Source organism: Mesorhizobium sp. M7A.F.Ca.MR.362.00.0.0 (genome assembly GCF_004023175.1).
Taxonomy (GTDB): Bacteria; Pseudomonadota; Alphaproteobacteria; order Rhizobiales; family Rhizobiaceae; genus Mesorhizobium.
On the sequence record NZ_RZTF01000952.1, the window covers coordinates 1 to 360 of the forward strand.

Sequence of the window (360 nt, forward strand, 5' to 3'; positions counted from 1 at the left end):
GACTCGAACCATTTCGAGCTGGCGTCGCGGCCGCCATAGGCCTCTCGCATCTGGCCGATCGACTGAAAGATCAGCGTCAGGCTGATGCCGTATTTACGCCCCGCGTCGCGCGCGGTTTCGAGGATGCGCAGATAGCTAAGTCGCGCGACCTCGTCGAGCAGGAACAGGGTTTTGCCGGCGACCTCGCCATTGCGGTTATAGATCGCATTGAGGAACGAACCGATTACCACCCGCGCCAGCCCCGGATGGGCTTCCAGCACCTTCAGATCGAGCGCGATGAAGATATCCGTACGGCCGCCCGCGAGCTCGTCGGTTGAGAAGCCGTCGCCCGAGACGAGGGCGGCATAGTTCGGATAGGAG

Annotated in this window: 1 protein-coding gene; it reads right to left on the bottom strand. The window is 62.2% G+C overall.

The window, feature by feature from the left end:
- Nucleotides 1–360, bottom strand: a 360-nt coding sequence (locus EOC06_RS38655) for a type IV secretory system conjugative DNA transfer family protein (RefSeq protein ID WP_164899070.1), incomplete at both ends; no start/stop codon positions are given.